Here is an 18,558-nt window from a genome sequence, read left to right on the forward strand (position 1 = left end):
AGCAGATCGCCCCGGCCTGGCGCGGAGACGGAGATGCGTTTAGAATTCGCCCTTCACGCCGGCGGTGATGCGCATGCCGTAGAGCTGGGTGTTGTTCTGGAGCTCCTCGCGGCCTTTGTAGCGGGTGCGCTTCGCGTTGGTGAGATTGTTGATGTCGAGGAAGAGGGAGGTCTTCCAGCGGGGCAGGGCGTAGGCGAGGCTGAGGTCAATGCTGGTGCGTGCGCCGTCGTAGAACTGGCGCTCGCGAATCGCGTTGTAACCTTCGAGGCGCGGGCCGTTGTAGTTGAGGGACGCGCGCGCGGTGACGCCGTATTTGATATAGCTGACGCCGAGATTGGCGGAGCGCTTGGTGAAGCCCTTGATCTCGTAACGAATCTCGTTGAGGGATTCGTCATACGTGCCCTTGGAGTTGAGGAACGTGCCGTTGGCATAAACGCCGAGGCCGTCGAGCGGACTGGGCAGGAAGGTGAGCTGCTGTTGGTAGCTCAACTCGAGACCGTCGACCCGGGCCCAGCCGCCGTTGGCGGTGGTCTTCAGCGCGTATCCTTCATACATGCCGCCGAAGCCGTTGTCCGGGCCGGCGCCGATCTCGTCCCACTGCGTGAAGATGAAATTGGTGATGTTCTTGCGGAAGATCCCGAGGGTGAAGGAACCGACGCCCTTCATGTAGTATTCGGCGGAGAGATCGAAGTTGTCCGAGAACTGCGGCTTGATGTCGGGATTGTTGATCTCGACGCGCGGGATCGGGTCGCCGGTGCCGGAGGGCGTTTCGCCGTCGTTCAACTCGCGAACCTTGATGGCGGGAATCAGCTTCGTGAAGTTGGGGCGGCCGATGCTCGTGGAAATGCTGCCACGGAGAATCAGGTTGGGGATCGGCTCGTAGCGGAGGTGAACGCCCGGGAAATAGTTGGTATAGGAGCCGTCGACGCTCTCGACCGTGCCGTAGCGGCGGGGATCGCCGGCGGCGAAGCGGAGGTCTTCCTTGACGCCGCTGCCGTAGGTTTCGGTGCGCTCGACGCGCACGCCCGCGAGCGAGGTCAACTTGCCCGTCTTCACGCTGCCCGTGAGATAGGTGGCGTAGATCTTTTCGCCGGCGGTCCAGTCGTCCTTCATCGTGTTCTCGGTCGAGGTCGCCGGATTGAAGGTGTAGAGCTCGGGACGGTTATCGAGGTCGTCGTAGATGCGTTCCATGTTCGGCCAGATCCAGCGGTCGTAGCGGCCTTCCACGGGGAAGTAGCGGCGGCCGTCGTCGAGGTAGGTGTCGAGGACGGGCTTCGGGCCGGTGAACGCCCAGCGGTCGCGGTGGCGATCCTGGCGCTTCTCCTGGCCGCGGTAGCGGAGGCCGGTCTTGAGGAACGAGGGGAAACGGGTGTTGAAATCGCGGCGGGCGTTGAACTGCCCGGCCGTGACGTCGTCCCACGATTGATACTTTTGCCGGTCCACTTCCGGCAGCGTGCCGGTCGAGAACGCGGCGGGATTGCCCTGGGTGACCGTGAGGGTGGGGAAATGGATGCTGTTGGTGCGGTCGATGCGGAAGCCGAGATTCGGGACGCGCAGCTGGATGGCCTCGCGGGCATCCGTGCCGTAGGAGGACGACGTCGAGAGATCGTAGTCGAACTCGTAGTCGCGCCACTTGGTGCGGCCGCCGACCTGGACCATGCCGGTCTCCACGGTGCGGATACGGTCCTCCAGCTCGATGTGGATGCGGGCGGTGAGGTCGCGGACGGTCTCGGGATTCTGCGGTTGCTCGAGGGCCTGGTTGATGCCCTGCAGCTTCACCTTGTGCTGCGTCATGTCGTCGTTGAAGTCATTGTACATGACGTTCAGGAAGAGCATGGTGTTGTCGCTCAGCTTGAAGTTGACCTTGCCGCCGAGGCCCAGGCGATCGAGCAGGATGTCGTCCTCGGTGGTGGTGAATTCGGTGTATTTCGGCGTGGGCAGGGAAAGCGTATTGTTGTCCCAGCCCTGGATCAGCGCGGTGCGGGGCGAGAAGGTGCGATTGAAGCTGGCGTTGAAGGTGACCGCCCAGCGCCGGTCCTTTCCGAGGACATCGGAGTAATTGAGGCTGGCGGAGGGGTGCGCTTCGGCGCGGGCGAAGTTGCTGCCGCGGCGGACGCCGTCGGAGCTGCGCGCATAGGGCTGGAGAAAGATATTGGAGCCGATCGTGTAGCGGATCGTGCGGCCTCTGCTGTCGAAGCCGTTTTTGGTGCGAAGATTGATTTTTCCGCCGATGGCGTCGGCGTCCATGTCCGGCGTGGGCGCCTTGATGACCTCGATGGACTCGATGGAGTTGGTGGAGACCTTGTCCAATTCGAAGCCGCGAACATTGTCGCGCGTGGTGGCGCCGGCGAGGAGCGTGCCATCGACGGAGACCGAGTTGAGGTCGGCGCCGATGCCGCGGACGCTGACCTGGTAGGCTTCGGCTTCGTCGCGTTCGGGCGAGATGCCGGGCAGCTTCATCAGCAGGTTGGCGGCGTTCGTGTCGGCGACGTTGCCGAAGGCATCGACGGAAACGATGTTCACGACGTTGCTGGCGTTCTTCTGCTCGTTGATCGCGGCGGCCTGACCCTCGCGGACGGCGGAAACCTGGAAGGTTTCGAGCGAATAGATCTCCGAGGACAAATCGATCGCGACCTCGACCTGCTCGTTGGGGATGACGGTGACCGAGCGGTGGGCCGTGTTGAGGCCCGTGTAGTTGACGACGAGGTTGCGCTGACCGGCGGGAACGTGATTGAGCCGGAAGGTGCCGTTCGCATCGGTGAGGACGAAGAAGCGTTCGGTGCCGGAGACGGTGACGGAGGCGCCCTGCAGCACGCTGCCGCTGGCGCTGTTGCGGACCCGGCCGAGAATCGAGCCGGTGTCGTCCGACTGGGCGAAGGCGGCGGTGGCGCCGAGCAGCAGCGCAAAAGCGCCCGCCACGACACGGGCGTGCGGGCGGCGGACAGGGAGGTGTGGTGACGGGATCATGGGGTCGCTGGAGGGTGGGGGTGGTTTGTAGTTCATGAAATATAGTTCATGAATTATCGGAGCCGGTCCGAAGGAGTTCATCTCAAATGCGGTCCCGATTTCTGTTTTCAACCCTAAAAGTGCCGCGAAAACGAAAATTAGGGCGCTGCGAAATAGATCATGAACTAAAATGAACGAGATTTTGCTTGAACGCGACGGAAGGAGCCGCGAGATCGATGCGCGGTTGCCGACGGGCCGGTGTTCCACCGCCCTTTCCGGCGGCACGCGCGTTTCCGACGACCCTCAACCCCGCACCTGCCCCCCCCGATGAAACTTTCCTTCCCCATCCGTGTGCTCTCGGTGAGCGTCGCGCTGCTGGCAAATGCTCACGCGACGGTTGCGTTCAAGAAGATCGTGCTGACTGACGAATATCTCGCGGACGGCATCAATGCCGGCGATTTCAACCGCGACGGGCGTCGGGATGTGGTGGCCGGGCCGTATTGGTATGCGGGGCCGGACTTCAGCACGCGGCACGCGTTTTATCCGGCCGAGCCGCAGGATGTGGAGGCGGCTCCGTCCAACAGCCTGTTTTCATTCGTGGCGGATTTCAACGGCGACGGCTGGGACGACATTCTCGTCCTGGGCCGCGTGCTGCATCACCAGGCCTTCTGGTATGAGAATCCGCGTGGCGCCGGCGGTTTTTGGAAAAAGCATTTCGCGATCCATCGCGTCTTCGGCGAGGCGCCGATGTTTGTGGACATGGATGGCGACGGTCGCGCGGAGGTCATCAGCTTCTGGCAGGACCAATGGGGCTGGTGGGCGCCCGCACCGGGCGAGCCGGCGGCGCCCTGGGGGTTTCATCCCGTCACCGAGAAGGGCAAGTATCGCGAATACTATCACGGGTCGGGCGTCGGCGATATCAACGGCGACGGTCGCATGGATCTGGTGTTGAACGAAGGCTGGTGGGAGCAACCCGCCGAGAAAGGCGCCACGTGGAAGCATCATCCGGTGAAATTCAGCCAGGGGCGGGGCGGCGCGCAGATCCTCGTTTACGACATTGATGGCGATGGCGACAGCGACGTCGTTTCGGCAATCGATGCGCACGGCTGGGGGCTCTCGTGGTTCGAGCAGGTGAAGCGGAACAAGGAGCAGATCGAATTTGTGGAGCACCGGATGATGGGCGATCGGTCGGAGGAGACGAAGTTCGGCGTCGCATTCTCGCAGCCGCACGCGCTCTGCCTGGCCGATATCGATGGCGACGGTTTGATGGATGTGATCACGGGCAAGCGGCGCTGGGCGCACGGGCCGAAGGGTGACGTGGAACCGATGGGCACGCCCGTCAATTACTGGTTCCGCCTCCAGCGCGACGGCCGCGGCGGCGCGTGGTTCACCCCTGTTTTGATCGACGACGCTTCGGCGCTGGGCACGCAGGTGGAGGCGATCGACGTGACCGGCGACGGGCGGCCCGACGTCCTGACGGCCTCGAAACTGGGCGCATTCGTTTTCGTGCCGGAGGCGACGGCGTCCTCCCGCTGAATTCGGAGCAATCCGGATTGTTCCAACCCGCCGGCGAAAAGCCGGAGCGTATTCACAGCCTGAATCCCATGATCGCTTTTTCTGAATTGAAGAAACGGATACATCTGTTCTGCGCCGCTTTCGCCGTGCTGACCGGCGCGGCGTTCGCGGCCGGTCCGGAAAGTTTGCTGATCGAGCGAACGCTGATGCCGGAGGCCGCCCCGAGCTCGTTTGCGGTGGGATTTCCGAACGGCGTGAGCTTCTGCTACGACGTGGTCCGCGGCGGAGTGAGCTATGTCTGGCGCGGAGGCTTCGTCGACGTGACGAGCGTCCGGCCCAATGCCGGCAAGGCGGTCGCGCCAGTGACGCTGCTGGGAAAGATCGTTTATCGGGAGGAAGGTTTTTTCCCGCTCCGGCCCGGCGATCCGCAGCACGGCTCGGCGTTCGTCTTCAAAGGCTATCGGTTGCGAGAAAACGCGATCGAGTTCCGCTATGAATTCGGCCGCTGCGAGGTGAGGGAAGAAGTGGCTCCGCTGCCGGATGGCTCCGGCTTGGTGCGGCGGTTTCGCATCGCAGGCGCCACGGCGGACGAGGCCTGGTGGTATGTGCCGGGCCCGAGGTCTGGCGGTGAACTCGTCGCGCCGCGGGGGCGACGTGACGCCGACGGGTTCCGCTTCGATGCGGCCCGTGAATTCGCGCTTGAAGTGCATTTTGGGAAGGAGTCGTCATGAGCCGTCTCGCCTGGATGTTGCTGCTCCTAGTCCTGCCACTCGGCGCGAACGCCGGCTACCACATCGAGACGATCGTGCTGCCGCCGGAACTGCGCGGAGGGATTTCCGGCGTCGCGTTCACGCCCAAGGGCACGCTGGTGCTTGCGACGCGCTACGGCGAAATCTGGATGCGGGACTCCGATGCGGCGCCGTGGCGGAAATTTGCGGGCGGACTCGATGAGCCGCTGGGGTTGGTGGCGGAGTCCGAGGACGTCGTTTATGTGGCGCATCGGCCAGAGCTGTTGAAGCTGTCGGATACGAACGGCGACCGGCGCGCGGACACGTTCGATGTGCTCGGCTACGATTGGGGGCAGTCCAACAACTACCACGAATTCTTCTACGGCTTGCGGCGCGACGCCGACGGCAATTTCTACGGTGCGATCTCGCTCGATTCCTCGGGCACGAAGGAGCCGGCCGGCCGGACGCGCGGTGTGCGCAACCTCACACCGGCGGTCGAGGCTTCCTATCACAATTCCGAAATGCCGTATCGCGGCTGGGCGGTGAAGATCACACCGGCCGGCCGGACGATTCACTTCGCCTCGGGCCTGCGGCAGGCGAACGGCGTGGGCCTGAGTCCGGAAGGCGATCTGTTCATGACCGACAATCAGGGCGACTACAAACCCTCGGGCGGGCTGATGCATGTCGAGTTCAACGATTTTCACGGTCACGCGGAGAGTTTGAAATGGGAGCCGGGTTTCGTATCCGGTTCGCTGACACCGGAAAAATTGTGGCGGCGCTACAAGTCTCCCGCGGTGGTGTTTCCACATGGGCCGCTCGGCGTGTCGGCCGGCGAACCGGTGTGGGATTTGTCCGCAGGACGGTTCGGTCCGTTCACTGGCCAGACCTTCGTCAGCGACTTCACCAATCTGGTGCTGCGCGTCGAACTGCAGAAAGTCGGCGGTGCGTATCAAGGCGTCGCGTTTCCCTTTCTGGGACGAAGCGAAGATCCTGAGTTCGTTTCCGGCGATCGGCTGAAGCAGGGGGGAATCCGGCTGGCGTTCGCCCCGGATGGCAGCCTCTACATCGGCCAGACGAGCGGTTGGGGCGCGGGCACGATGGGGTTGCAGAAGGTCACGTGGGACGGCGGCATGCCCGCGGAAGTGCTCTCGCTGCAACTGACGGAGCGGGGCTTTGCGTTGAAATTCACGCAGCCGATGGATCCGTCGACCGTGCCGGCGTTCGCCGGGCAGGGCGTGCGCGTCTTCCGCTACTATTATCACGTGCAGTATGGCTCGCCGCCGATCGACGAGACGGTGTTACCGATCAGCGACGTGCAGCTGAGCGCGGATGGATTGAGCGCGCACTTGACGGTCCCCGGATTGAAGGCGGGGTTCGTTTATGAGTTCGATTTCGAGCGACTGCGCACGCAGCGGGGCGGCATCCTGGCCAATCCGGTCGCCTATTATACCGCGAACCGCCTCTTGACCGGCGAAGTGGCGATCGGGGGCACGACGCGGCTGCCGCGGCCCAACGAAGACGCTCTCGGGGCGAAAGCGGCGCTCAACGAACTCGCCCCCGCGGCTTTGGTCGCGGAAGGAAAGAAGGTTTATGCGCTGTTTTGCGCGGCCTGTCACCAGCCGGACGGCCGCGGGATGAAGGGTGGGGCGGCCAATTTCGTCGACGACAAGAGCCGGCTCGCCAAGTCGGATGAGCAGTTGCTGAAATCCATCGCCCAAGGCGTCGAAACGAAAGGCATGCCGGCGTTCGGCTCCACCTTGCCGAAGGGCCAGCAGAAGGCGGTGCTCGCGTATTTGCGCGCTGCTTTCGGCGAGCCGGCGACTGCCGCGCGGCAGGAGTGAGTGCGCGAGTTTTTCCATCCATCATGCAACCCTCCCTTCCTTCCCCCTCGGGCGTCGATCGCCGCGCTTTTCTAAAAACCCTCTCCGTGGCCGGCCTCGGCCTGGCCGCGATGAACGCGTTGCCGCGAAGCCTGGCGCAGGCGCCCACTGTGCCGCGGCGCAAGCGTTACGCGATCGTCGGACTCGGCTCGCGGTATCGTCTTTACCAGAACGCGATCCACACCACGCACAAGGATTACGCTGAACTGGTGGGCGTGTGCGATCTCAACCCGGGCCGCGTCAAACTCTCGCAACAACGCTCCGCCGCCGCGGGTGCGAACGTGCCGCCCGGATACGGACACACCGATTTCGAGAAGATGATCCGCGAGACGAAGCCGGACTGCGTCATCGTGACGACAGTCGACGCGACGCATGACGACTATCTCGTGCGCGCGATGGAGTTGGGCTGCGACACGATCACGGAAAAGCCGATGACGACCACGCCGGAAAAGTGCCAGCGCATCCTCGACGCGCGACGTCGCACCGGCCGGGAGGTGCGCGTGCTTTTCAACTACCGCTATTCTCCGCCGCGGAGCCAGGTGAAGGACATCCTGATGTCGGGCGAGATCGGCGAAGTGCGGTCGGTCGATTTTCATTGGTTGCTCAATACGACGCATGGCGCGGACTATTTCCGCCGCTGGCACGGCGAAAAGATCAACTCGGGCGGCCTGATGATTCACAAGGCCACGCACCATTTCGACCTCGTCAACTGGTGGCTCGGCGCGGTGCCGGTCAGCGTGGTCGCGACCGGGAAGCGTGAGTTCTACACGCCGGAGATGGCGAAGCGTTTCGGATTGGAGTCGCACCACGAACGCTGTCGCACGTGTCCGGAGCAGGCCCGATGCGGCTTCTTCGTCAGTTTGGAGAAGTCACGCCAGCTCAAGGAAACCTACCTCGACCACGAACATCACGACGGCTATTTCCGCGACCGCTGCGTGTTCCATCCCCGTATCGACATTGAAGATACGATGAACGTCATCGTCGGCTACGACAACCGCGCGACGCTCAGCTACTCGCTCAACGCCTTTAATGCGTGGGAGGGCTATCACGTCGCCTTCAATGGCACCAAAGGCCGGCTCGAGCACAGCATTGTCGAGGCGGTGTATGCCAACGGCACCACGAGCGAGGAATCGCAGGGGGCGATCGCCGACGGCGGCGTGAGCACGCGTTTGATCCCGCTGCGGGGCGCGCCCCGCGCGATCGAGCCTTGGACGGGGGCCGGAGCTCACGGGGGCGGCGATGCGGTGATGTTGGACGACGTTTTCCTGCCGCAGCCACCGGCGGACAAGTATCAGCGTGCGGCCGACGAACGCGCGGGCGCGCACTCGATGCTGATCGGCGCGGCGGCGAACATCTGTTTCAAGACCGGCCAGTCGGTGGAGGTGCAAAAGCTGGTGAACAATCTGGCGCGGCCGGACTATGCGCCGATGCCTTCGCGCACCGGGCCTTTGCCGATGCCCGAGCCGGCGCAAATCCTGCGAGGCTGACGTTATGGCTCGGCTGCAGGCGGTTGCGCGGCCGCGGTATCGGCGCGACTTATGACCGGCCGCGTTCGCCCTACTGACCTTCGAACGCGCGGTGTTCCGAGTTGCACGTCGGTCTGCCTTGGGGATTGTTGGCGATGTTCCTCCGCTTAGCGGAGGATTGGGGTAACTAAGAAAGCAATGCCCGCCGCGTTAGGGGTAACGCGGCGGGCTCTTTTTTTTTTCAGCGGCGATGAAGGATCAAGTGTCTGCAGCTACGGTGCGTTAGGGCAGTTTGAGAATCGCAATCGATGCGGGACCGCTCTCGGTCTTCATCAGCGCGTTTTTCATCCCCACCGCGACGGCAACATACTGTTTGCTGTCGAGGGCATAGGTGATGACGCCGCCGCCGATCGGATCGCCGAGGTTTTTCTTCAAGAGGACTTTCCCGCTGTCCGCATCGAAAACCAGCAGATTGCCGTCGAGATCGCCGGTCAGGACCAAGCCACCCGCGGTGGGGGTGATCGCAGCCACCAGCGGCCGCGGCGCCCGGTATTTCCAGCGAATTGCGCCCGTGTCGGCGTCGACGGCCGTCAACCAGCCGATCATCTCCTTATCGTCGTCGCCGAAAGCATTGGCCGATCCGATGAAAGGCACGCCGACCTTGTGATTGAGACTGTCGGGGGAGCCGAGTTTCACGGTGACGCCGGCATCACGGGCCGGAACATACAACGCGTTCGTGACGGGCGAGTAGGCTGGACCGTTCCAGTTCACGCCGCCCTGCGTGCCGGGGAAGAAATGCGTTCCTTCGGGGGTGATGGGCGCATCCTCGTTCTCGATTCTGCAGACCGGCACCTCGAAGCGCACGGTCTGGAGATCGCGGTCGAGTCCGTAGAGTCGGCCGTTCTTGGCCCCCACGCCGACCATCTTCCGGCCGCTCTTGGACGTGAACAGCATCGGGCTGGCGGCGATGTCCCAGTCGTGGACATCGTGAGGCACGAACTGATGATAGCCGCGCAACGCTCCGGTGGCGGCATCCAGCATGAGCACCGAACACGTGTAGAGGTTCGCGCCAGGCCGGTAGGCCCCGTAGAAATCCGGGCCGGGATTGCCGGTGGGCACGTAGAGCGTGCCGGTTTCCGCATCGAGCGCGTAGGACGAATACGTGCCGCCGCCCGCACGGTGTTTCTCGGGGTCTGACGGCCAGCTTGAGGCCGCCGGATCGGTGGAGCCGGGACGGGGAACATTGTCCCAATTCCAGATGCGTCGGCCGTCCTTCACATCGAACGCCATGATGTGGCCGATCACGCCGATATCGCTGCCGGAATTTCCGATATAGATGCGATCCTGCCAGACGATCGGGGCCGCGGTGAAATACTCGCCCTTGCTGGCGTCAGCCGCCTCCACGCTCCACAGCACCTTGCCGGTCGCGGCGTCCAACGCCATCAGTCGGGCGTCCATCGTGCCGCGATACAACCGGCCGTTGGCATAAGCCACGCCGCGGACGGGCGTGCCGATGCCCATCGATTTCGGCACTTCTTCGTGCGACCACCGCAGTTTGCCGGTGCGGGCGTCGATGGCATACGTCGCGTTGACGGTGGTGAAGTAGAGCGTGCCGTCGACGGCCACGATCCCGCTTTGGAACGATGTCGTCTCGGGCAACTGATAGCGGGCGGCGACTTCGAGTCCGCCGACGTTGCCCGGTGTGAGTTCGGTCAGCGGCGAATAACGCGCCGCGTCGTATTCGCCATTGAACATCGGCCAGTCGACCTGTCGGGCGGCCGCGGTCGGCGCCGGCCCGGCGGTCGCCGCCCGCGCGAGCGACCCAAAGGGAAGGAGGATGGTCAGAATCAGAATGATACGCAGCGGAAGGCTCCGCCGGCGGAGGACAACGAGCGATGGGGTGGTCTTCATGGGATACAGGCGTCGTATTTGTGAACGCGATACGCACCGGTTGCGCCGCCGACGGGGAAGGTCTCCCTGATTCAGCCAGAGCGGTGGGCGCGTGTTGCGGGCCGGGGACGTGACGATTCGAGGGGGCGCGTGGCGGCTCCGATGTGGGAGCTTCATCGCGCTTCTTGAACGCGGGGTTCGGGTCGTCGATTCGTTAGCTTCGAGTGCGGGTGTGCGTTTTCCCGCACCGCGCGGACAGCCTAAAGATGGCTCATTGGTGGACGATCGCGAGTGACGCCGGCGCCGAAACGCACGGCTTCGCTCATCGGAAATCGTCCGACGCTCGCCCGTTCGAAGCACTTAGGCGGCGGGCTATGACCGTCGCGCGCGGCGCCAGTTGAGCTCGGCGACGAACCTCTCGCCGACTGCGCTCGCCTCGACCTGACAGCCCAGGCTGGGGGCCAGGGCGCGGGCAATCCGCAACCCCATCCCGGTGCGTTGCCGCTCCGCTTTCGAAGGGGCGATCTTGTTTTCGATCCGGCAAACCGCCCCGTCCGGAGTGCGGGCCAGCGTCACACGGATCGGCCCGCAGCCGTGCCGGACCGCGTTGGTGAGCAAGTTATGCAAGATTTGTCGCAGATACCGCGGGTCGGAGGCCACCGTGATGTCATCCGACGCGACATACGTGACGGTCCGTCCGCTTTGATTGGCCCAGAGCTGATACGTTTCGATCAGGTCGTCCAGGAACGGGTGCAGGTGCACGTCCTGGCTCTTCACCTCCAGCCGCCCCTGTTCGGCGGTGGCAAGCAACAGGCACTGGTCCACGTAGTCGGACAAACGGGCCAGCTCATCCTGAATCGATTCCGAGAAGTCCGGATCGATGCGTGCGCTGGCGTCCTCCAATTTCAATCGAAGCAACGTCAGCGGCGTGCGCAGTTCATGGGCCACCTGCGCTGAGTATTCGGTGAGCTGGCCGAAGGCGTTTTCCAACCGGTCCAGCAGGAGATTGATCTGGGCCACGATCGGCTCGAACTCGCGATCGACCGCCGGCAGCGCGATGCGGCGGCCGAGGCTTCGCGCCCCGATGGCGGAGAGTTGCTGTTCGAGCGCAGCGACCGGCTGGAAGGAGCGCCGCGCGAGGAAGTAGCCGATGCCGAACGCGAGCACCCCGACCGGCAGTGCATAAAGAAGCGAGAGGCGCCAAAGCTCACCGGCAATATCGTCGACCTCCGCTTCCGAATAGCTGCCGTGCAAGGTCCAGTCGGAGTGTTGGGGATGAGCGCGCTCCCAATGCTCGAGTCTCAATTCGTGGCGGAGATGCGCGTAGGTGATGGCGGCAAAAACGCCGAGCACGACGATCATGCTCAACGTGAACCAAAGCGCGATCTTCAGGCGCAACGACCTCATGGCTCCCGCACGGCAAAACCAACACCCCGCACCGTTTGAATCAGCGGCACGCATCCCGGCGGATCGATCTTCGCCCGAAGGTAGTTGACGTAGACGTTGACGACGTTCGTGCCCGAATCGAAGTGCTGGTCCCAGACGTGCTCGACGATCGCAGTCCGGCTGACCGGCCGCGGCGAGGAACTCATCAGCAGTTCGAGCAGGGCAAATTCGCGGTTCGTCAGGGTGATCGTGCGACCGCCGCGGGTCGCGGTCCGGGCAATCAGGTCGAGTTCGAGATCCGCGACCCGCAACCGGTCGCTCAGGTCCGGACGCTGGCGACGCAGCAAGGCGCGAAGCCGCGCCAGGAGTTCGACCATCGAGAACGGCTTGGCGAGGTAATCATCCGCACCGGCGTCCAATCCCCGCACGCGATCCTCCAGCCCATGCCGGGCCGTGAGAAAAATCACCGGCGTGCGCAGGCCCTTGCGGCGCATTTGCCGCACGGTGACGATGCCGTCCTTTTCCGGCATCATCACATCGAGCACCACGGCGTCGTAAGGCGTGTTTTCCGCCATCCACAGCGCTTCCGCTCCATCCGCCGCCACATCCACCGCATAACCTTCTTCCGTCAGTCCTTTCCGGAGATGTTCGGCGAGCTGCTTTTCGTCTTCGGCGACGAGGATGCGCATGGGATTTTGCTAATCGCGAACGACGGCCACGGCGAGCCTTCCCTCGCTCAGCCCGCCGCGGTCGGGCTCCGGAGCAGGAGCAGGCGAAGCCCGTTCAAACAGACGAGCACCGTGCTGCCCTCGTGCGCCACTACGCCGAGGGGCAGCGGCACCCGAGCGACGAGCGTGGCGACGACCATAATGACGATGACCCCGAAGGCGAAGGTCAGGTTTTGAATGACGACCCGCCGCGCCCGGCGACTGGCTGCCAGGGCGAGCGCGACGTTGTGGAGGTTGTCGCTCATCAGGACGACATCGGCGGTCTCCATGGCGACGTCCGTGCCCGCGGCACCCATCGCGATCCCGATGTTGGCGGCCGCGAGGGCGGGGGCGTCGTTGATGCCGTCGCCGACCATGGCGACCGGCCCCACCTGCTGCAGGTTACGCACGACGCGCACCTTTTCCTCGGGCAGGAGCTGGGCGTGGACTTCGTCGACGCCGGCTTCGCGGGCGATGGCTTGCGCGACCCGGCGATGATCGCCGGTCAGCATCGCGACTCGCTTCACGCCCAGGTGCTTGAGCCGACGAATGACGGCCGCGGCCTCGGGGCGCAGGACATCGGCGACGGCGATGACGCCCAGGATTTTCGCCGCCTCGCCGCCGGTCGCTGTCTCCGCAATCAGGATACAGGTTTTACCCTGATCCTGGAGGTCTCCGATTTCCGCGAGGGCTTCCTCCAATCCGAGGCAGGACCGCCCTTCGAAAAAGCCCGGGCTGCCGACCGCGAGGCGACGCCCCCGCACGGTGGCCGTCGCCCCTTTGCCGGATATCGATTGGAACGCGGCGGCCTCGAGCAGCGGCAGGCGACGTTCTTCGGCCGCATCGACGATCGCACGGGCGAGCGGGTGCTCGGACTTCATTTCGACGGCGGCGGCGAGCTGGAGGAGATTGAGAGCGTCCGCGTCGCTGCAGGACGAAAATTCGCATCGGTGGCCGCCGGTGACGATGTCGGTGACCCTGGGTTTGCCCCGTGTCAGCGTGCCGGTCTTGTCGAACGCCACGACGGTGATCGTCGCCATGCGTTCCAGGTGCGCGCCGCCTTTGAACAGCACGCCGCGCCGGGCCGCGCCGCCGATGGCGGACAGGATCGATGCCGGCGTGCTGATGATCAGCGCGCAGGGCGAAGCGACGACCATCACGGTCATCGCCCGGTAGAACGTCTCGTGAAACGGATGTCCGAGGAGAACGATCGGCACGAGAATGAGGCCCATCGTGAACAGCAGTACGCCGACCGCGTAATACTGCTCCGTGCGGTCGAGAAAGCGCTGCGTCTGCGCCTTCTCGCTCTGCGCCTCCTCGACCATCTTGATGAGCTTCGCGATGGTGGAATCCTTCGCCAGTTTCGTGACCCGGATTTCAAGACCGCCGGTTTGATTGATCGTCCCGGCGAACACCGGCTGGCCGACGCTCTTGGCGACCGGCAGCGACTCACCGGTCAGCATCGATTCGTCGAGAGTGCTCTCGCCTTCGATCACGACGCTGTCGAGCGCGATGCTCTCGCCTGGTCGGACGATGAGCACGTCGCCCACCACGAGTTGCTCCACGGGCAGCAGCCTGGCCTCGCCGTCCCGCCGGCAGAGCGCCTGTGTCGGTCGCAATCGCATGAGCGAGTTGATGGCCCGGCGCGTGCGATCGATCGCGTAGGCTTGCAGCACATTGGAAAGGGAGAAGAGGAACAGCAGCATCGCACCCTCGAACGGAGCGCCGACGAAGGCGGCGCCGAGCGCGGCGAGGACCATCAGCAAGTCGACGTCGATGACGCGCTGCTTCAGCGACTGCCAGCTCGCCTGAACCCCGAAAAAACCGCCGGCGAGATAGGCCAGGACGTAGGCGGTGACGCTCGCGGCCGGCAGGTCCATTCGTTTCAACGCCCAGCCGGCGAGCATCAACACGAACGTGGCGACGGTGCACAGGAGCTCCCAGCGATCGCGCGTGAACCACGTCGGCGCTGCACCGCTGGCGTCATCCGGACGGCGTTTGACCGGCGCGCCCGTTTCGCGCACCCGGGTCTCGAGGTCGGTCTCGGAAAGCACCTCCTGGTTGTAATTCACCGTCATGACGCCGCCGATGAAAGTCGCGGTCGCGCGCCGCACGCCGTCGATCTTCTCGGCCTTCCGCTCGAATTTGATCGCGCAGCTTTCGCAAGCGCGCCCGGAGAGACGCAGCGTGCAGTTGGCGAACTGGCCGCTGGCAATCGGCGCGACGCGTTCGATGATGCGGCCGATTTCCGCCTCGCTCGCGGCTTCGGGCCGGTAGTCGACGCGAATGCGCCGCGGCTCGGCTTGGACCTCCACGGACACTACGCCGGGATGGCTTTGCAGCGTGGCCTTCATCGCGTCGTCGCATTCGCGCGGCGCGGAGGGGGAGGACTTCATGGGATGAAATCGGGAACAACCGGCGGAGCGGGGCCGCGGGGTGGCGGGAGCTCAATCGTCGTCGTGGTCGCCGTGATGGCGTTGGCGCTCGTTCTTGCCGCGCGTGCGGCCGTCGCGTTCGCCGCCTTCGTTTTCCCCGAGTTGGATCACGGTCCCAACGAGCGGCAAACGCACCGTTGCCGCCGGGGTGTCGTGATTGGAGAACAAAGCGACTACCCAGGCCAGCGCTGCGATCCCGAACGCCGCGCCCCAGATGGAGTGGCTCGATGCAATCGCCTCGTTGGGGGCCACCGCCTTCTTTCCGTCCACCATCGAGAACGCGATGTTCTCGCGATGGCGCAACGTATGCAGCACGAGGCCGAGCAAGTGCGCGCCGATCACGCCGAGTAAAACGTAGGCGGCCACTTCGTGCACCTCCTCGAAGGTCTCGCCGCCGCCGATCGCGCCGGTGAACACCACGACGGGGACCAGCCCCAGCATCGCGAGCGTGGCGAGCGCCGAACCGGGATTGTGCCCGGCGAATTTCTTCGCGCGGCCGGTCAGGATGCCTGCAAAATAGGCGAACGTTGCTCTCGGAGCCACGGGGAAGTTCGCAAAGCGGGAGTAGCGCGAGCCGAACAAGCCCATGGCGAGGCGCAGAATCAGGAGAAAGGCCGCGACGAGACCGAACAGCATGTGGAGTTGGAAGAGCGGGCTGTGGTCGTCAACGGCCAGGGCGAAGATGAACGAAAGGGAGATCGAAGCCGTGAATCCCCAATGAAACAGGCGGGTGGGAAGATCCCAGATGAGGAATTTTTTCATCGTGAGCGGAAGGTGCTCACGAGCTTACCCGACCGATCCTTAGGAATCGGGGTGCGGTTGATTAGAATGCTCTAATCTTCGGCGGTTTATTGGACCCGAAGCGCGCGCCCGAAAAATGAACCGGAGCGCTTGGTGGCGCCTAAAGCAGAACGCCTCCCGAGCAGTGGGAGGCGTTTGAAATTGGGTGCAGGGGTTGGATTTGAACCAACGACCTTCAGGTTATGAGCCTGACGAGCTACCAGGCTGCTCCACCCTGCAACAAATGGGAGGCGGAACGTGCGAGCGGCGTTTAGGCCTGTCAACCCCCTTTTCCGAAAAAGCCCGAATTCTCGCTTGCCAGCCTCGCACCGCCTCTCTGTCTTCGACCGCTCTGTCAGTCAACGACCGTCAACCATAACCTCCCTCCCGATCGCAAGGCGGCCCTGCGGCCGACCTGTGTTTCAGAGGAAACATAGATCAAATGAACATCACTCCTAAAGACCTGCTCGATGCCGGTGTGCATTTCGGGCACCAGACCAAGCGCTGGAACCCGCGTTCGAAGTCCTTCGTCTTCGACCACCGCCAGGGGATCAGCATCATTGACCTCGGCAAAACCCATGCCGCCCTCGAAAAGGCCTGCGCGTTCCTCGAGGACACCGTCGCCAACGGCGGCAACGTTCTGTTCGTCGGCACCAAGCGCCAGGCGAAGGATATCGTTCGCGAAGCCGCGACCGCGACCAACATGCCTTTCTGCGTCGATCGCTGGCTCGGCGGCACGCTCACGAATTACGAGACCGTCAAGCGCTCCATCGCGAAGTACAAAAAGTACCAGCAGATGGAAACCAGCGGCGAGCTCGCGAAGCTTTCCTCCAAGGAAGAGTCCGCCATCAAGCGCGAGATGGTCCGCATGCAGAAAAATTTCAGTGGCATCGTGGAGATGCCCGGGATGCCGACCGCGATGTTCGTGGTCGATGTGAACCACGAAAAGATCGCCGTGGCCGAGGCCGCGCGTAGCGGCATTCCTTGCGTCGGGCTCGTCGACACGAATTCGGATCCGGCCACCGTCTCGCATCCCATCCCGGGCAACGACGACGCGGTGAAGTCCATCCGCATCATCGTCGAAACCGTCACCGCAGCGATCCAGAGCGGCCTGTCGCAGCGCGACTCCCGTCGCGCGGCGCGCGGTGCCGCCGACCTGAAGGCCGCCGCGGCTGCCTCTGCCGGCGTCACGGGCGAGCAGCCCGCGCCCGCGGCCGATGACGTCGATCCCGCCAAGGTGGAGCTGCCCGCCGAGGTAGCTGCCGAAGTCGAAGGCGAGACCGAAGCCGCCGCCGCGAAGAAGAAAACGACGCGCGCCAAGCGCCCTGTCGTCAAAGCCGAATAATTCAAATGTCCGTCACCATCACCGCTCAAATGGTCAACGACCTCCGCACCGCCACCGGTGCGGGGTTGCTCGACTGCAAGAAAGCCCTCACGGAAGCCAACGGCAACGTCGAGGAAGCCACGACGATCCTTCGCAAGAAGGGTGCCGCCTCGGCCGCGAAGAAGGCCGATCGCGCGACGAACCAGGGTCTCATTGAGAGCTACATCCACGTCGGCGGAAAGGTCGGCGTGCTGCTCGAGGTGAATTGCGAAACCGACTTCGTGGCGCGCAACGAGGACTTCAAGGCGTTCTGCCGCGATCTTTGTCTGCAGATCGCCGCCGCGAGTCCGCTCTACGTCGGACGCGACCAGGTGCCCGAAGAGGACCTCGCCAAGGAGCGCGAGATCGCTGCGGCCCAAGTGCAGGGCAAGCCGCCGGCGGCCGTCCAAAAGATCGTCGAGGGCAAGCTCGAGAAGTTCTACTCCACGATCTGTCTGCTCGATCAGCCGTTCGTGAAGGACCCGGAAAAGACGGTCAAGGATATGCTCACCGAGAGGATCTCGAAGATCGGCGAGAACATCCAGATCCGCCGTTTCACGCGCTACCAGCTCGGCGCCTGAGCCCGTCCCGCCAGAACAAATCTTCAAGGCGCCTCCGCAGGGAGGCGCCTTTTTCTTTGTGAGCGACGAGGGGCAGACCATAGTGGCTTCGTTCCCAATGATGAAAGTCACGCGAGTCCATATTGTTGCCCGAGGCCTGACCAACCGCTGCCCGAACTGTGGCGGCCGCACCCTTTTCAAAACGGGCACATTGTTTCAGGTGAATCAGAACTGTCCCCGCTGCGGCTTTCAGATCGAGCGCACAAACGACGAGGGGTTCTATCTCGGCTCGCTCTCGTTGAACTACGGCGTGACCCTCGTGTGTTTTCTGGTGCCGGTAATGCTGCTGGCGTATAACGATGCAATCAGCGTCCGCGCGGCGACCGTCGCCGCGGTGATCGGCGCGCTCCTGGTGCCGGTCCTGTGCTACCGCCCGTCGCGCAGCTGGTGGCTGATGAACTACTACTTGCTCTTTCCTCATCACCTGCCGGCCAACGGTGGCACAGGGCGGGGGAGCGAGACCGATCGCTGATTTACAGCGATCGCGGCGGCCTGGCCGGCGCCGCCAAGAAAGCGTCGATAGCGACGAGAAAAGTCGCTCGCGGAGTAGTATAAAGTTTAGCCCTATATAGATTCTAGGAAAATTACCTAGGCTGAGGCTGAGCGTCTGACGCGATTACGCCCTATACGCCGAACTATCAGAGTCAGATGTCCAATGCGCTACGGTTAGACTCATGGGGCTTTTGATTCCCCCGGCGAGGTCTGGTTGCTTCGCCGTATTCGGTCGTTTTCACCCCGGATTCTCCGATGGTCGCCTCGTTCCTCGGATATACCCCCATCCCGAACCGCGATTTTATGCGCCGGCGTTGGTGAGCCGCGCATTTGTATAACAACCCCCTAGA

At 63.7% G+C, this 18,558-nt stretch carries 13 protein-coding genes and 1 tRNA gene; 7 read left to right on the forward strand and 7 right to left on the reverse strand.

Annotated features, from left to right (window positions below):
- Positions 1-39: 39 nt before the first annotated feature.
- Positions 40-2,967, reverse strand: a complete 2,928-nt coding sequence (locus AC6RV7_RS06625) for a TonB-dependent receptor (protein ID WP_500093127.1) — start codon at positions 2,965-2,967, stop codon at positions 40-42.
- A gap of 306 nt (positions 2,968-3,273) precedes the next feature.
- Here AC6RV7_RS06625 and AC6RV7_RS06630 point away from each other — a divergent pair, with 306 nt between their 5' ends.
- The 4 genes from AC6RV7_RS06630 to AC6RV7_RS06645 all read left to right on the forward strand — a co-directional run bounded on the left by AC6RV7_RS06630 (position 3,274) and on the right by AC6RV7_RS06645 (position 8,556).
- A complete protein-coding gene (locus tag AC6RV7_RS06630; protein ID WP_500093128.1) occupies positions 3,274-4,482 on the forward strand; it encodes an FG-GAP repeat domain-containing protein in 1,209 nt (402 codons plus the stop codon).
- A 68-nt stretch (positions 4,483-4,550) separates the two neighbouring features.
- Positions 4,551-5,192: a hypothetical protein gene (locus AC6RV7_RS06635; protein ID WP_500093129.1), complete on the forward strand. Its 642-nt coding sequence runs from the start codon at positions 4,551-4,553 to the stop codon at positions 5,190-5,192.
- Positions 5,189-7,030, forward strand: coding sequence for a c-type cytochrome (locus AC6RV7_RS06640; RefSeq protein ID WP_500093130.1), 1,842 nt, complete (start codon positions 5,189-5,191; stop codon positions 7,028-7,030). Before AC6RV7_RS06635 ends, AC6RV7_RS06640 begins: the two co-directional genes overlap by 4 nt.
- Before the next feature lie 23 nt (positions 7,031-7,053).
- Entirely contained in the window at positions 7,054-8,556 is a 1,503-nt protein-coding gene (locus AC6RV7_RS06645; protein ID WP_500093131.1) for a Gfo/Idh/MocA family protein, read from the forward strand.
- A 261-nt stretch (positions 8,557-8,817) separates the two neighbouring features.
- Here the strand turns inward: AC6RV7_RS06645 and AC6RV7_RS06650 are convergent, their stop codons facing one another.
- The 6 genes from AC6RV7_RS06650 to AC6RV7_RS06675 all read right to left on the reverse strand — a co-directional run bounded on the left by AC6RV7_RS06650 (position 8,818) and on the right by AC6RV7_RS06675 (position 15,973).
- Positions 8,818-10,446, reverse strand: coding sequence for a pyrroloquinoline quinone-dependent dehydrogenase (locus tag AC6RV7_RS06650; protein ID WP_500093132.1), 1,629 nt, complete (start codon positions 10,444-10,446; stop codon positions 8,818-8,820).
- A gap of 351 nt (positions 10,447-10,797) precedes the next feature.
- A complete protein-coding gene (locus AC6RV7_RS06655; protein ID WP_500093133.1) occupies positions 10,798-11,787 on the reverse strand; it encodes a sensor histidine kinase in 990 nt (329 codons plus the stop codon).
- Positions 11,788-11,828: 41 nt separating this feature from the next.
- Positions 11,829-12,500 carry a response regulator gene (locus tag AC6RV7_RS06660; protein ID WP_500093134.1) on the reverse strand — a complete coding sequence of 224 codons (672 nt, stop codon included), beginning with the start codon at positions 12,498-12,500 and terminating at the stop codon, positions 11,829-11,831.
- Positions 12,501-12,547: 47 nt separating this feature from the next.
- The gene (locus tag AC6RV7_RS06665) at positions 12,548-14,914 is read right to left on the reverse strand and encodes a heavy metal translocating P-type ATPase (RefSeq protein WP_500093135.1); all 2,367 of its coding nucleotides are present in this window, start codon (positions 14,912-14,914) and stop codon (positions 12,548-12,550) included.
- 51 nt (positions 14,915-14,965) lie between these two features.
- Entirely contained in the window at positions 14,966-15,715 is a 750-nt protein-coding gene (locus AC6RV7_RS06670) for a cytochrome b/b6 domain-containing protein (RefSeq protein ID WP_500093136.1), read from the reverse strand.
- Between the two features lie 181 nt (positions 15,716-15,896).
- A tRNA-Met gene (locus tag AC6RV7_RS06675) sits at positions 15,897-15,973 on the reverse strand.
- 202 nt (positions 15,974-16,175) lie between these two features.
- Between AC6RV7_RS06675 and rpsB the strand changes: the two genes are divergently transcribed.
- From rpsB to AC6RV7_RS06690, 3 genes are all read left to right on the forward strand, one after another.
- Complete coding sequence (gene rpsB, locus AC6RV7_RS06680; protein WP_500093137.1) at positions 16,176-17,078, forward strand: 30S ribosomal protein S2; 903 nt, start codon at positions 16,176-16,178, stop codon at positions 17,076-17,078.
- 5 nt (positions 17,079-17,083) lie between these two features.
- Positions 17,084-17,677 carry a translation elongation factor Ts gene (gene tsf / locus AC6RV7_RS06685; RefSeq protein ID WP_500093138.1) on the forward strand — a complete coding sequence of 198 codons (594 nt, stop codon included), beginning with the start codon at positions 17,084-17,086 and terminating at the stop codon, positions 17,675-17,677.
- A gap of 199 nt (positions 17,678-17,876) precedes the next feature.
- On the forward strand, positions 17,877-18,188 hold the full coding sequence (locus AC6RV7_RS06690; protein ID WP_500093139.1) for a DUF983 domain-containing protein: 312 nt from the start codon (positions 17,877-17,879) through the stop codon (positions 18,186-18,188).
- Positions 18,189-18,558 lie beyond the last annotated feature (370 nt).

This window comes from Opitutus sp. sgz309028 (genome assembly GCF_059821195.1).

Excerpts from the sequence above, each read along its gene's own strand:
- AC6RV7_RS06625 (WP_500093127.1), bottom strand. The coding sequence starts at position 2,967 with ATGATCCCGTCACCACACCTCCCTGTCCGCCGCCCGCACGCCCGTGTC.
- AC6RV7_RS06630 (WP_500093128.1), top strand. The coding sequence starts at position 3,274 with ATGAAACTTTCCTTCCCCATCCGTGTGCTCTCGGTGAGCGTCGCGCTG.
- AC6RV7_RS06635 (WP_500093129.1), top strand. The coding sequence starts at position 4,551 with ATGATCGCTTTTTCTGAATTGAAGAAACGGATACATCTGTTCTGCGCC.
- AC6RV7_RS06640 (WP_500093130.1), top strand. The coding sequence starts at position 5,189 with ATGAGCCGTCTCGCCTGGATGTTGCTGCTCCTAGTCCTGCCACTCGGC.
- AC6RV7_RS06645 (WP_500093131.1), top strand. The coding sequence starts at position 7,054 with ATGCAACCCTCCCTTCCTTCCCCCTCGGGCGTCGATCGCCGCGCTTTT.
- AC6RV7_RS06650 (WP_500093132.1), bottom strand. The coding sequence starts at position 10,446 with ATGAAGACCACCCCATCGCTCGTTGTCCTCCGCCGGCGGAGCCTTCCG.
- AC6RV7_RS06655 (WP_500093133.1), bottom strand. The coding sequence starts at position 11,787 with ATGATCGTCGTGCTCGGCGTTTTTGCCGCCATCACCTACGCGCATCTC.
- AC6RV7_RS06660 (WP_500093134.1), bottom strand. The coding sequence starts at position 12,500 with ATGCGCATCCTCGTCGCCGAAGACGAAAAGCAGCTCGCCGAACATCTC.
- AC6RV7_RS06665 (WP_500093135.1), bottom strand. The coding sequence starts at position 14,914 with ATGAAGTCCTCCCCCTCCGCGCCGCGCGAATGCGACGACGCGATGAAG.
- AC6RV7_RS06670 (WP_500093136.1), bottom strand. The coding sequence starts at position 15,715 with ATGAAAAAATTCCTCATCTGGGATCTTCCCACCCGCCTGTTTCATTGG.
- rpsB (WP_500093137.1), top strand. The coding sequence starts at position 16,176 with ATGAACATCACTCCTAAAGACCTGCTCGATGCCGGTGTGCATTTCGGG.
- tsf (WP_500093138.1), top strand. The coding sequence starts at position 17,084 with ATGTCCGTCACCATCACCGCTCAAATGGTCAACGACCTCCGCACCGCC.